This is a genomic window from Bradyrhizobium sp. ARR65 (genome assembly GCF_000472385.1).
In the GTDB taxonomy this organism is placed as follows: Bacteria; Pseudomonadota; Alphaproteobacteria; order Rhizobiales; family Xanthobacteraceae; genus Bradyrhizobium.
Genome location: NZ_AWZU01000035.1, coordinates 1 through 12,783 on the forward strand (window position 1 = coordinate 1; position 12,783 = coordinate 12,783).

At 62.6% G+C, this 12,783-nt stretch carries 12 protein-coding genes; 8 read left to right on the top strand and 4 right to left on the bottom strand.

Features of this window, described 5'->3' with window-relative positions; genetic code table 11:
- Positions 1–998 precede the first annotated feature (998 nt).
- Positions 999–1,244, bottom strand: coding sequence for a hypothetical protein (locus F758_RS49895; RefSeq protein WP_157450198.1), 246 nt, complete (start codon positions 1,242–1,244; stop codon positions 999–1,001).
- A 77-nt stretch (positions 1,245–1,321) separates the two neighbouring features.
- Here F758_RS49895 and F758_RS49900 point away from each other — a divergent pair, with 77 nt between their 5' ends.
- The 5 genes from F758_RS49900 (at position 1,322) to uraD (ending at position 4,131) form a co-directional block, all read left to right on the top strand.
- A complete protein-coding gene (locus F758_RS49900) occupies positions 1,322–1,477 on the top strand; it encodes a hypothetical protein (protein WP_157450199.1) in 156 nt (51 codons plus the stop codon).
- A gap of 12 nt (positions 1,478–1,489) precedes the next feature.
- Complete coding sequence (locus F758_RS0129710; RefSeq protein ID WP_024511308.1) at positions 1,490–1,780, top strand: hypothetical protein; 291 nt, start codon at positions 1,490–1,492, stop codon at positions 1,778–1,780.
- A 107-nt stretch (positions 1,781–1,887) separates the two neighbouring features.
- Positions 1,888–2,301, top strand: coding sequence for a DUF3830 family protein (locus F758_RS0129715; protein ID WP_024511309.1), 414 nt, complete (start codon positions 1,888–1,890; stop codon positions 2,299–2,301).
- The gene (puuE, locus tag F758_RS0129720) at positions 2,301–3,236 is read left to right on the top strand and encodes an allantoinase PuuE (protein ID WP_024511310.1); all 936 of its coding nucleotides are present in this window, start codon (positions 2,301–2,303) and stop codon (positions 3,234–3,236) included. The genes F758_RS0129715 and puuE overlap by 1 nt, the downstream gene beginning before the upstream one ends.
- A gap of 7 nt (positions 3,237–3,243) precedes the next feature.
- Positions 3,244–4,131 (top strand): 2-oxo-4-hydroxy-4-carboxy-5-ureidoimidazoline decarboxylase, encoded by an 888-nt coding sequence (uraD, locus tag F758_RS0129725; RefSeq protein ID WP_024511311.1) that lies wholly within the window; start codon positions 3,244–3,246, stop codon positions 4,129–4,131.
- Positions 4,132–4,246: 115 nt separating this feature from the next.
- Here the strand turns inward: uraD and F758_RS0129730 are convergent, their stop codons facing one another.
- Both F758_RS0129730 and F758_RS0129735 read right to left on the bottom strand, forming a co-directional pair.
- Positions 4,247–6,985, bottom strand: coding sequence for a molybdopterin-dependent oxidoreductase (locus tag F758_RS0129730; protein WP_024511312.1), 2,739 nt, complete (start codon positions 6,983–6,985; stop codon positions 4,247–4,249).
- A complete protein-coding gene (locus F758_RS0129735) occupies positions 6,982–7,809 on the bottom strand; it encodes an FAD binding domain-containing protein (protein ID WP_024511313.1) in 828 nt (275 codons plus the stop codon). Before F758_RS0129735 ends, F758_RS0129730 begins: the two co-directional genes overlap by 4 nt.
- 136 nt (positions 7,810–7,945) lie before the next feature.
- On the opposite strand from F758_RS0129735, the gene F758_RS0129740 reads away from it, so the two are divergent.
- The 3 genes from F758_RS0129740 (at position 7,946) to F758_RS0129750 (ending at position 12,023) form a co-directional block, all read left to right on the top strand.
- Entirely contained in the window at positions 7,946–9,295 is a 1,350-nt protein-coding gene (locus F758_RS0129740; RefSeq protein ID WP_024511314.1) for an 8-oxoguanine deaminase, read from the top strand.
- Between the two features lie 533 nt (positions 9,296–9,828).
- Complete coding sequence (locus F758_RS0129745) at positions 9,829–10,944, top strand: hypothetical protein (protein WP_024511315.1); 1,116 nt, start codon at positions 9,829–9,831, stop codon at positions 10,942–10,944.
- A 248-nt stretch (positions 10,945–11,192) separates the two neighbouring features.
- On the top strand, positions 11,193–12,023 hold the full coding sequence (locus F758_RS0129750; RefSeq protein ID WP_024511316.1) for an alpha/beta fold hydrolase: 831 nt from the start codon (positions 11,193–11,195) through the stop codon (positions 12,021–12,023).
- Positions 12,024–12,233: 210 nt separating this feature from the next.
- Here F758_RS0129750 and F758_RS0129755 read toward each other — a convergent pair whose 3' ends face one another.
- Positions 12,234–12,725, bottom strand: a complete 492-nt coding sequence (locus F758_RS0129755) for a nucleoside deaminase (RefSeq protein ID WP_024511317.1) — start codon at positions 12,723–12,725, stop codon at positions 12,234–12,236.
- Positions 12,726–12,783: the final 58 nt, after the last annotated feature.

The window sequence follows — 12,783 nt, forward strand, 5'->3', positions numbered from 1 at the left end:
CCAAGTCACCAGCCTGCGATGACCCTGTGCGGTGTTCGGGAACGTTTGCCGCAATGTGACGCTGCGAATGCAGGCATCCACCTTGTCCTTGGCCACGTCGATGCCGACGACACCGCTCTGATTTTGTGCCATCATCCACTCCCTTCCTTGCTCGATACGGGCTCGAAGCCCCTGCAACTGTTCGGGTTGGGAAGACCCCCGGAGCTGTCCCTCGCTCTGATCAACAGGCTCTGCGCCTTTGGGGCGTAACGGGCTCAGTTCCAGCGACGGGCGGTTTTCCGAGAACCGCCCGTTCGCGCATTCTGACAGTTTTCTTGGATACAAGGGGCGTATCGCGATCGTCACGGACGTGGGGTGCGGGATGCGGTGGACGCGAAAGCGCCGCGCGCGCCATGGCAATTGCAGGGCGATCGTTCGTGAGCGATTGAGCGGCGCGCAGGACGAGCGGCGTTTAAGGCGTCTCCATCAAGGCCCCGACGGCTTTTGCGCAAAGTGCGTCGGGTGAATCCTGGTGGAGAGGTTCGCGGACGGCGAAGTCGTGTGGTCCTGGCGCCCCGACGCTGGCGCTAAGTTTTGTGGAATAGTGCGGAGCCCAACCGGGCCGTGATGCATGATCAGCCGCAAGGCGACGGTGGCAAGAAAGCCCGGCTCACCGGGGAGAGCGCGAAGTAAGCCGTAAAACCACCGCGCAGGGAAGGCCGGAGTGTCTCCGCCTGTACCTGTGGTCCACGCGCCTTGCGCAATTCTCTTTTGCGCGAGGGCCCCCGGGTGCATGCGGTCACCCGGCCTTCCCTGCGCCCTCTGATCTTCAGAGGGACGACACTGGTGCGAACCTCGGGCGCGGGCGCGCCGCGAGACTACAGAAGCATGTCTGAATGGTTGCTCTCGGTATCAGGCGCGGCTCATCTTCGTTCGCCGCACGGGCTTCGAAGGACGTTGGTCCGCCGACACGCAAGCGCATCGGCGGAGCGGCACGGAGTTTCGCGCGTGATTACGGCCTAATGGCCGGCCGGCGCGGAAATAACGCCGCCTTCGAGACGAGATTGCCAATAGGAATAATCGGGATAAGACCAGCCGTAGGCGTCGCGGACGCCGTAAGCGTAGGGAGGACTCCATGGCTCGCTGACAACAGGCGCGGGCGGGTAGATTTTCCTGGCGTGGTGACGTTCGCCGGCCGTAGCCGTCCCGATCATCGATCCCGCCAGCAAGGCCGTCACGAAAATTGTTAGGACTGTCTTTTGCATCTTCGGTCTCCCTTGTTTTCCCGGCACTGCCGCAGCGTCGGCAGCGCCGCGGATCAGGAGCCTCTGGGGAGATAGCGATGAGGCCTGCCGATTATCACGACAGCCTGCATCACGAAGCGGCGAGCAAATTTCTTGGTCAGCGCCCGCTTTCGGCTAAATATTCGGCAACTGCGACCGTCCCGCTGATGGACTTCCGTGGGATGATCCGGTTCAATGCTGCGCCGGTATCATGACGAGTTGAATTGATGAAGAAACTCCTGGTGGCAATGCTTCTCTTGTCCTCCTCCGGCATCGCCGGGCCTGCTTGGGCGCAGACCAAATTGACCCCGAAGCCGACAGGCGCGCGCATCGACAATTGTACGCCGATCGGTCGCACCGCGAACGGCGAACTGGTCTATTCCATGAAGTGCGACAACATTCCGGCACCGCCCGCGCCACCGCCGCAGGCCGAGGCCAAGCAGGCACCGCCGCCGGAGCGGGAAGAGCGGGGAACCGGGTTTTTTGGCATGTCGTTCGATCGGCGACAGGACCAATAGAGGTCTCGTCTCAAGCGAGCGCCACGTTGCCGGCTGGAATGGTCCTTGCTTCCGGCATCTGTCGCTGCAATGGGATGCGGCGCACATATTGACCATGAGAGCGAGCAATGAGCCAACTGATTATCCGAGCCGGCGATTTTACCTTCGAGGCCCGTTTCGAAGAAGCGCTCGCGCCCAAGACCTGTGCCGCCTTCAAAAAGGCAATGCCGTTTGAGAGCCAGGTGATCCACGTACGCTGGAGCGGCGAGGGCGTCTGGATGCCGCTTGGGGATCTGGATTTCGGCGTCACTTACGAAAACCACACCAGCTATCCCGCGCCGGGTCAGATCATCCTTTATCCCGGCGGCATTAGCGAGACCGAGATCCTTCTCGCCTATGGCGGCGTGCACTTTGCCAGCAAAGTCGGGCAGCTCGCCGGCAACCATTTTATCACCTTGACGTCGGGTCTTGAGAACCTGCCCATTCTCGGCAAGACCGTGCTGTGGCAGGGCGCGCAGAAAATCCGTTTCGAGATGGTGTGATGGCGGAGCAGCCCTATACTCGCGACTTGCGTGGCTACGGCCGCAACCCGCCTCATCCGCAATGGCCTGGCGAGGCACGGGTCGCGGTGCAGTTCGTGGTGAATTTCGAGGAGGGCGGCGAGAACAACATCCTGCACGGGGACGCAGCGTCGGAGGCCTTTCTCTCCGACGTGCTCGGCGCGCAGCCATGGCCGGGGCAGCGCCACGCCAATATCGAATCGATGTTCGAATATGGTTCGCGCGCCGGCTTCTGGCGGCTGTTGCGGATCTTTGCCGAGCGCAAGCTGCCCACCACGGTCTTTGGCGTCGCAACCGCCTTGAAGCGCAATCCGGAAGTGGTGGCCGCCATGAAGGAAGCGGGCTGGGATATCGCGAGCCACAGCCTGAAATGGATCGAGCACAAGGATATGTCGGAGGCACGCGAGCGCGCGGAGATCGCCGAGGCCATCCGCGTGCATACCGAGGCCACTGGGATGCGTCCTCGCGGCTGGTACACCGGACGTTCCTCGATCAATACGCTCAGGCTTTTGATGGAGGCCGGCGGCTTTCTTTATCTGTGCGATTCCTACGCCGATGATCTGCCGTACTGGATCAAGGGGCCGGGTGGACCACAGCTCATCATTCCCTATACGCTCGATGCCAACGACATGCGCTTCATCAACGCGCAAGGGTTCGGCGGCGGTGATGAGTTCTTCACCTATCTGAAGGACAGCTTCGACGTGCTCTATGCCGAAGGAGCTGACGCGCCGAAGATGATGTCGGTCGGGCTGCATTGCCGCATTGTCGGCCGCCCGGGCCGCGCCGCAGCCTTGATGCGGTTTCTCGATTATATCCTCAAGCACGAGCGCGTCTGGGTTCCAACGCGACTGCAAATCGCGCAGCATTGGCACGCGAAGCTGGCGCATCTCGCCGAACATGCGCCAACGATAGGCTAGGCAGGCAATGTCGCAAGTCTCGCTTTCGGATTTGAATATTTGCAGCAAGGGCGACTTCGTCGCGGCACTTGCAAATATCTTCGAGCATTCTCCGTGGATCGCCGAGCAGGCCGCGTCCTTTCGTCCTTTCGCCGGTGTCGTGCAATTGTTCGATGCGATGAAAGCGGCGGTCGATCATGCCTCGCCCGAGCTCCGGCTCGCCTTGATCAAGGCGCATCCCGATCTCGCCGACAAGACGCAGCGCGCCGCCGGGTTGACGCTGGAGTCGGACGCCGAGCAGAACAGTGCCGGGCTTGATCGCTTGTCGGATGCCGAGTACGAGGCGTTCGAGCGCGTCAACAATGCCTATCGCGCCAAGTTCGGCTTTCCCTATATCGTCTGCGTCCGCCGTCAGACCAAGGATTCGATCCTGCGCGATTTCGCGCGCCGCCTGCCGAACGACGCGATAGCCGAAATGCAGCGGTCGATCGAGGAAATCTGCCGGATCGCGGCGCTGCGGCTCGACCTCCTGGTGACCTCGAATGATCGGCTCAAGGTGCACGGCCGGCTCTCGACCCATGTGCTCGACAACCATAGCGGCAAGCCCGCCGCCGGCGTCGAGCTCGAACTGATCGAGCTGTCCGAGCTCGGGGTGAACCGCGTGGTGACACGCGCGACCACCAATTCGGACGGCCGCACCGATGCGCCGCTGATCGGGGGTCGGCCGGTGCCGATCGGCCGTTACGAGCTAAGGTTTTCGGTCGGCAAATATTTCGCCGCGCGCGGCGTGCCGCTGTCGGATCCGCCTTTCCTGGAGGAGATCCCGCTGCGCTTCTCGGTGAGCGAGGCCGAAGGCCATTATCACGTGCCGCTCCTGGTCACGCCCTGGAGCTATACGACTTATCGTGGGAGCTGATGTCACCTGTAGGGTGGGCAGAGCGCAGCGAAACCCACCGGATGCTTGCCGCGGAAGAAGATGGTGGGTTTCACGGAGCCTGTCATCGGGCGCGCGTTCGCGCGACCCGGTGGCTCTACCCACCCTGCGATTCGTTCCCAAATTTCTCTTTCAGCAGCGGATACAGCCGGTCCGGCTTGAACGGCAGGCAGGTGAATCGGATGCCGGTGGCGTCGGCCAGCGCGTTGCCGAGCGCCGCGGCGACGGGGTTGTACGGGCTTTCGCTCATCGACTTGGCGCCCATCGGCCCCAGCGCGTCGTGGGTATCGGCAAAGAGGACCTCGGTGCGGGGGACGTCGGCAAAGGACGGCAGATGATAATCGCGAAAGCGCGGATTGATCACGCGCCCGCTCTCATCGATGACGACCTCCTCATACAGCGCGGCGCCGAGCGCCTGTGCGACCCCGCCTTCGACCTGTCCGCGGCATTGCATCGGATTGGCGACGCGGCCGGCATCGGCCGCCTGCACGCTCCTGAGAATCTTGATTTGCCCGGTGCCCTTGTTCACCGCGATGCGAAATCCCTGCACGTTGAAGGCGACCGAACGCGGCGTGCCGGCGGAGTTGCCGCTTGCCGCGAGCATCTTGCCGGCCTCGCGCGCGGATCTCGCCAGCTCTGCATAGGACAGGCGTTTGCCCTTGCAAACGACCGCGTCGTTGTCAAGCTTGCAGGCGTTCGCGTCAACCTCCATCGCTTGCGATGCAAAGGCCTTGAGCTCACGGGCCAGCTTTTCGGCGGCCACCAGCGTTGCGCGGCCGGCAACAAAGGTGCCGGTCGAGGCATAGGCGCCGGTATCATGTCCGCCATGAGCGGTGTCGGACTGCCGGAGGTGGATGCGGTCAACGCTCGTCGCCAGCGCGGTTGCGGCGATTTGGCGATGCACCGTGCTGGTGCCGTTCCCGAACTCCGCCGTGCCGACGGTCAGCTCGAATCCGCCGTCCTCGCGCAGCGAGACGGTGGCATCGGCAATGTGTCCATCCGGCGGAACGGTGTCGATCATCGTCAGCGCCATGCCTTCGCCGACCAACCAATCCGACGAGAGATCGATCTCGGGATGCTCCGTCTGCATCGCGCGCTCGACCAGGTCGAGACACTGGTCGAGCCCATAGGAGGCGATTTGGACGTCGTGCGGTCCCGAGGGCGGCGGCGACAGCATGGCATCGCCCGGCTTGATGATGTTGCGGCGGCGCATCTCGAAGGGACTGATGCCGAGCTGCCTGGCCAGCTCGTCCATCGCGGCCTCGACGGCGAACAAGGTTTGCGGCAAGCCGTAGCCGCGGAAGGCACCTGCGGGCACGGTGTTGGTGTAGGCGACGGCGGCATCGACCTTCTTGTTCGGACAGTTATAGACGCTGACGCTCTCGGCGCAGCCGTGAAACAACACGGGACCGGCATGATTGCCGTAAGCGCCGGTGTTGGAAAGCACGTCGAGCTGAAGGGCGGTCAGCGCGCCGCTCTCATCGGCGCCGGCCTTTACGGTAACGCGCATCGGGTGGCGCGTCGAGGTCGCGATGAACTGCTCTTCGCGGGTGAGCTCGAGCTTTACGGGCCGCCCCGTCTTCAGTGCGGCAAGCGCCAGGATGTCCTCGACGAACATTTCCTGCTTGCCGCCAAAGCCGCCGCCGACACGCTCGCAAAACACGCGCACCTTTTCGAGTGGCAGATCGAAGATTTCGGTCAAGCTGCGGCGCGTCAGGAACGGCACCTGCGTGCTCGAGCGAATGTTGAGAATTCCCTCTGCGTCGACCCAGGCAAGGCCGCCATGGGTCTCCAACGCCGCGTGCTGCACGCGTTGGGTCGTGAATGTGCCTTCGTAGGTGACGGCGGCGTTTGCCAATGCCGTAGCGACATCGCCGTATTCGCCGTGCGTTTCCGCGACGATGTTGCGCTTGGCATTCGCAACGCGATGCTCCGGCGTCTTATCCGGATGTACCAGGGGAGCGTCCGGCATGATCGCGGAAGTGACGTCGATGACGGCGGGCAGGATCTGGTAGTCGATCTTGAGCGCGCGACACCCTTCTTCGGCCGCGGCCTCGGTGTCCGCGATGACGGCTGCAACCTTTTGCCCGACAAAGCGGACGACGCTGTCCAGCACCAAAGTGTCTTCCGGGTCCATCCAGGTCTTTTCGTGCTGCGCGGTGGAGAACAGGCGGGCGGGCGCGTCCTCGTGTGTCAGCACCGCTGCTACGCCCGGAACGGCAAGCGCCGCCGTCTTGTCGATCGAGATGATCCGTGCGTGCGGATGCGGCGAGCGTGCGAGCTTGATATGCAGTACGCCGTCGATCGCTGTGTCGAAAGTGTAGCGCACCGTGCCCCGTACCACCTCCGGCCCTGCCGGCGCCGGAAGGCTGCGGCCGAAGGCGGCACCTGCACCGGTGTCCTCGATATTGCGCTTGCCGTCGAGCGCGTCCTCGATCGCGCGGTAACCGGTGCAGCGGCACAGATTTCCCTTCAGCGCGTCCCCGAGATCCTGGCGCTGTGCCTGGTTGAGCGACGCGCAGGTCAAGATCATGCCGGCGGTGCAAAAGCCGCATTGGAACGCCTGGGCGTCGAGGAACGCCTGTTGCATCGGATGCGGTCCACTGTCGGAAGCCAGGCCTTCGATGGTGGTCACAGCGCGCCCTTCGGCACGAAACGCCGGAATGAGGCAGCTATGAACGGGCTCGCCGTCGATCAGCACGGTGCAGGCCCCGCAGTCGCCGGCATCGCAGCCTTTCTTGACGCCGAAATGTCCGAGCTCGCGCAGGAAGGTGCGCAGGCACTGGCCGGCATGCGGCGTTTGCGAAAACGTCTTGCCGTTGATCTCGAAGCTCATGACCGCGCCCCGTCAGCGAGTTCGTTACGGATTTCTTCCGCAAGTCGCAGCGTCATGTGCATGCGCCAGAATAGCTTGCCATGCAGATCGTCATGATAGAGATCGTCGGTGATGGTTTGCCGGATCGCTTCGCGCAGTTCGCCGGTTGTCGGCATCGTGCTGAAGCAGAGGCGAACGGGCCGTTTGGTGGATGCCGTAACCGTCAGCAACAGCCCGCCTTCGCTGGTGATGCCGCCGATCAAAAGCGCTCCCGAGCGGCCGAGCGGCGCGAGCGATATCTGGCGGAAGGCGGAACGCCGCCTCAAGGCCGCGAACGGAATATCGATCTGGCGGAGCAGCTCGCCCGGTGCCAGCACATTGCGCTGGTTGCCGACGACGAAATCGATCGCCGCAACCTTGCGCTCCGCACCGTCAGCCTGCCAGATGGTGCAGATGCCGTCGAGTGCCGAGGTCAGGGAGATCATGGGACCGGCCGGCAACGACATGCAGAGGTTGCCGCCGACGGTCGCGGTCTTCCAGATCTTGAACGAGGCCAGGAAGGCGCGGCAGCATTGGTCGATCAGGGGCGCGGCAAGCCAATCCGGCGGACAGGCGAGTGCGTCGAGCTGCGCGATCGTGCAGGTCGCCGCGACCGAAAGTCCCAATGGGGTGACCGTAAGCGGCGGCCATTTCAGGTCGGTCAGGTCGATCAAGCGCCGCAACTGCACCTGCGGCTCCGAAAACAGCCAAGTGCCGCCCGCGAGCCACGCATCGCCTGCCGTCCAAACGGGCAGCTCCGCCCGCGTCTGCGGCCGCGCGACCTCCCTAATCGTGTTCAAGTCCATGGATACGTCAACGCTTCCAAGGTGATGCCCATGCCTGTAACAGTCTTGCAAGACCGACGCCAATTGGGCTGGTCCTTGAATTGCAGGGTTAGCCGCATTTGCCTTGCTGCTTGATCAAAATGGGGTGACGCCGGCTATGGAGCAAACTCAAGCGATCTGGATCAGGGACCCCGCGAGTATTCTCGCGGAGGGGGCCGAGCGCGGCATTGTCGTTCACCAAGGCAAGATCGTTGAACTGGTACCCGCCGGCGGTCGCCCGGCGACTGCGCATGTGGCGGTGTTCGATGCCAGCGAACATGTGGTGCTGCCTGGATTGATCAACACCCATCATCATTTCTACCAGACCCTGACGCGAGCGTTGCCGGGGGCCATGGACCGTGAACTGTTTCCATGGCTGCAGGCGCTCTATCCGGTGTGGGCGCGGCTGACGCCGGAGGCGCTCGAGCTTGGCGTTAGCGTGGCGATGTCCGAATTGCTGCTGTCCGGCTGCACGACCACGACCGACCATCATTATGTGTTTCCGGCCGGGCTTGAGGATGCCGTGGACATCGAGGTTGCGGTGGCCAAGCGGCTGGGCATGCGGGCGCTCCTGACCCGCGGCTCGATGAACCTGTCCCAGCGCGACGGTGGTTTGCCGCCGGACAGCGTCGTCCAGGACGAAGACACGATTCTCTCCGACAGTGAACGCGTCGTCGCAAAGCACCACCAGCGCGGTGAGGATGCGATGGTGCAGATCGCACTCGCTCCGTGCTCGCCGTTTTCGGTGACGACCTCGCTGATGCGCAAGACCGCGGAGCTCGCGGAGAAGCTCGACGTTCGCCTGCATACGCATCTTGCGGAGACCGAGGACGAGAACAGATTCTGTGAGCAGACTTATGGCTGCCGTCCGCTGGACTATCTGGAACAATGCGGCTGGCTCAATTCCCGTGCCTGGCTCGCGCACGGGATTTTCTTCAATGCGGAGGAGATGAAGCGGCTGGGCAAGGCGAAGACGACAATCAGCCATTGCGCCTGCAGCAATCAGCTCCTGGCCTCCGGCTGCTGCCCGGTGTGCGAGATGGAAGAGGCGGGCGTGGCAATTGGTCTTGGCGTCGATGGCTCCGCGTCAAACGATGCCTCCAATCTCATGCAAGAGGTCCGCGCCGCGTTCCTGCTGCAGCGGGCGCGCTACGGCGTTCTCAAGGTCGGTCACAAGGATGCGTTGCGCTGGGCGACCCAGGGATCCGCCGCCTGCGTTGGCCGGCCCGAGCTCGGCGAGATCGCCGTCGGCAAGGCCGCCGACTTTGCACTGTTCAAGCTCGACGAATTGCGCTTCTCCGGCCATGGCGATCCGCTTGCCGCTCTGGTGCTGTGCGGTGCGCATCGCGCGGACCGCGTGATGGTTGCCGGCAAGTGGGTCGTGACGGACGGTGCCATTCCCGGGCTTGATGTCGCCGATCTGATCCGGCGCCACAGCGCGGCTGCGCGCGCCATGCACGCCGGATAGGGACAACGCGCGTTGTAAGTAACGAAAAAGCGCCAGCATCTGCCTAGTTCTTTAGCAGGCGGCCGTGATTGATTCCCTTTCGCTGCTGTCTTCGCGGCAAAGGTATTGTGCTGCGGCAACCGCTATCGAGTCTGATGTGTTCGACAAGCGGTGCGCTGTTGCAAATTTGTGACTGTCGTCGCAAATCAAATGCCGCTCATCAGCCCTGCTGAATGTATGAGCAGGATCATTCAATTCATCGCGACTGCAGCGAAATGTGATTTGCGTCCTCCGTTGGACGCGCGCGCGGAACTCGCCGCGCGAAAAAGTCCTCGAAAATAAGAACGAATCCAAAAATCACCGTGAGCTCGCAGAGGTTGCGTCGTCGATGTTGCGCGGCTCTGCTCTCCGCGCGGATCGGCACTCGATCGAGCGTCCTTGATGAAACTCGCAGCACGCAGTGGAGAAAGTTGAGGCTTCTCGGATGCGGGGAACGGCGCAAGTGTCGCAGCAGGGCCTTGATCGTCCGCTCGTCAACTTGGGGGTACTTAAGAATGTCGTTCGTTAAAACAGCCATTGCAGCCGTGGCGCTGTCATTGGCGGCGTCTGCTTCTACCGGGGTCGCAATGGCCGCGGATCTTCCGGTCAAGGCCTTGATCAAGAAGGCGGTGCCGGATCTGCCGTGGTTCATCCTGGTCGATGACCGCGTCACCTTCTCCTGGATGCCGAAGGGTACCGACCCGGGCGTCTACTCGATCCGTCCGAATGGTGGCATCGACGGCGCCACGGCGAAGCAGGTCTACTCCTTCACGCACTTCGATATCTGGCAGTACGGCACCAACTTCTTCACCATCTCGATGTTCAAGTCGGACCACAACGATCCGGCCAACCCTTGCACGAATGCCGGCGTGATCACCTCTCCGCTGGCCGGCTTCGCCACCGTTCCCGCGTCATGCGAGGGTGCGACGGAAATCTACGGCCTGTTTCGTTCGACCTTCGGCTGGAACGAACTGTTTGGCACCAAGGCCTTTAGCTGGGGTCCGCTGCACAACATCTCGTTCGAGGTCGGCATGGATGCCAACACCGAGAACAACTATCTCGCGCCCGCCAAGCGTGACGTCGTCGCCGGTCTGCAGTTCCAGTTCGACCTGCCCTATAAAGGCTTCTTCAACGTCGCACCCTTGCTGTATTACGAATTCTACAACCGCAACGCCTTCGTCCAGTGCGGCGCCGGATGGCAACTGCCTGCGGCGGCCGTTCCCGGCGTGAACTGCCTGGCCGACGGCAACCGCAGTTTCGATCCGACCTGGGCAGTGGAAACCAACTATTATATGGATCTCGGATTCCTGCCCGAGAACATGCAGTTCTGGTCGATCAGCGGCCGCGCGGCCTGGTATGGCAAGAAGGGAGCTGAGAACGCGCCGCTCCCCGGCACGTCCACTGCTGTGGAGTTCAATTCCGAGCCGATCCGTCTGACATTCGATGCCTCGAAGGCGATCTGGGGTCCGAAATTCACTCACTTCGTCGACGTCTGGGTCGCCTACCGCTACTGGCAGAACAAGTTCGGTCTGGACCACAAGAACAGCACTGCCTGTAACATCGCCCCCGGGGTCAGCAACAATAGCTGCACCGAGTCGACGGTCTACACCGGCATCACCGTTAAGTTCTGATTGGCCGATTCCTCCAAGTCAGAACGGTGGCGCCGCGAGCAATCGCGGCGTCACCAATTTATGTGACAGGCCGCATAATGTGCTGTCGCCTGATCCAACGGCGCTCATGTTGTCCTTTTGGCTGTCGGATAGTGTCGTGCATTCCAGAAAACTGTGCCAGAACTGGAAAGAGAAGGGCCCGCCTCTGAAGCAGACTTGTCCCGATACGGCGCCCGAATTCGATGCCGAGATCAGCAAGGGGAGTTCCCATGGGTTACGTTACGACCACGGACGGCGTCCAGATCTTCTACAAGGACTGGGGTCCAAGGGAGGCGCAGCCAATTGTCTTCCATCACGGCTGGCCGTTGTCGTCGGATGATTGGGATGCCCAGATGCTCTTCTTCGTCAACAAGGGCTACCGCGTCGTGGCCCACGACCGGCGCGGTCACGGCAGGTCCAGTCAGGTCAGCGACGGCCATGACATGGATCACTATGCAGCTGACGCTGCAGCCGTCGCGGAGCACCTGAATTTACGGAACGCAGTTCATATCGGCCACTCGACCGGAGGCGGCGAGGCCGCGCGCTATGTCGCCCGTCACGGCAAGGGCCGCGTCGCTAAGGCCGTGCTCATGAGCGCCGTTCCGCCGATCATGGTGAGGAGCGCGACCAATCCAGGTGGCACGCCGATCGAGGTATTTGATGGCCTTCGCGCCGCGCTCGCGGCCAATCGCTCGCAGTTCTTTCTCGATGTGGCTTCCGGTCCGTTTTACGGCTTTAACCGCCCAGGCGCGAAGGTGTCGCAGGGCATGATCCAGAATTGGTGGCGCCAAGGTATGATGGGCAGCGCCAAGGCGCACTACGAAGGCATTAAGGCATTCTCGGAGACGGACCAGACCGAGGATCTCAAGCTGATCGATGTGCCGACGCTCGTCATGCACGGCGATGACGACCAGGTCGTGCCGATCGACGCTGCTGCCCGCTTGAGCATCAAGCTTCTCAAGAATGGCAAGCTCAAGGTCTATCCGGGGTTCCCCCACGGGATGCTGACGTCCCACGCGGACGTCATCAACGCCGACCTGCTTGCGTTCATAAAGGATTGAGCCTGGTGAGAATTGGGGGCAGTTGCTGCGTCGTGTGTGGGATGAGCAAAGCGACTTGGCCGCCGTAGCTCGAAGAGCGAAGGCATAACCATGCCCACCAACGCAGACCACCAACGCAGACGTGGCGCTACGATCCGAAGGGCAGGGCGCAAGCGCGCCCTCGCCCCACCTACGGATCAACTCTTGTTCGAGGGCTTCAGCCGCCGGCCGCTACTTCTCCCACACGCTCTCGTGCAGCGCCTCCGCCTCGTCCTCGAGCAGGGGCCCGACCACTTCGGTCGGGCGCTGGCCGCTTCTGAAGACTTCGCGGCAGGGGAGATCGAGCGTCGGATTCTCCGGATGATTGCCCGTCACGCCGCGCAGGCGGCGCTCACTTAAGGCGTAAACCACGCGGCCGATGCCCGCCCAATAGATCGCACCGGCGCACATTGCGCAGGGCTCTGCGGACGAATAGAGGGTGGCGTTCGCAAGGACCTCCTTGCTCAACGTCCGGCAGGCTTCCGTCGCCAGCAGGCGCTCGGCATGGGCGGTGCCGTCATGCGCGGGCATATAGCCGTTCTCGCTCTCGATCAGCACCTTGCCGGCACTGTCGACGAGAACGGCCCCGAACGGGTGATTGCCGTGAGCCCGCGACCGGCGCGCGATCTCGAACGATCGGCGTAAAAAAACTTCGTCGCGCGCGCTTGGCTTAAGACTGGTCATATCTTGCATCATCAAAGGCCCGCCATAAGACGGCCGATTTCCGTCTGGTCGGCTTCGC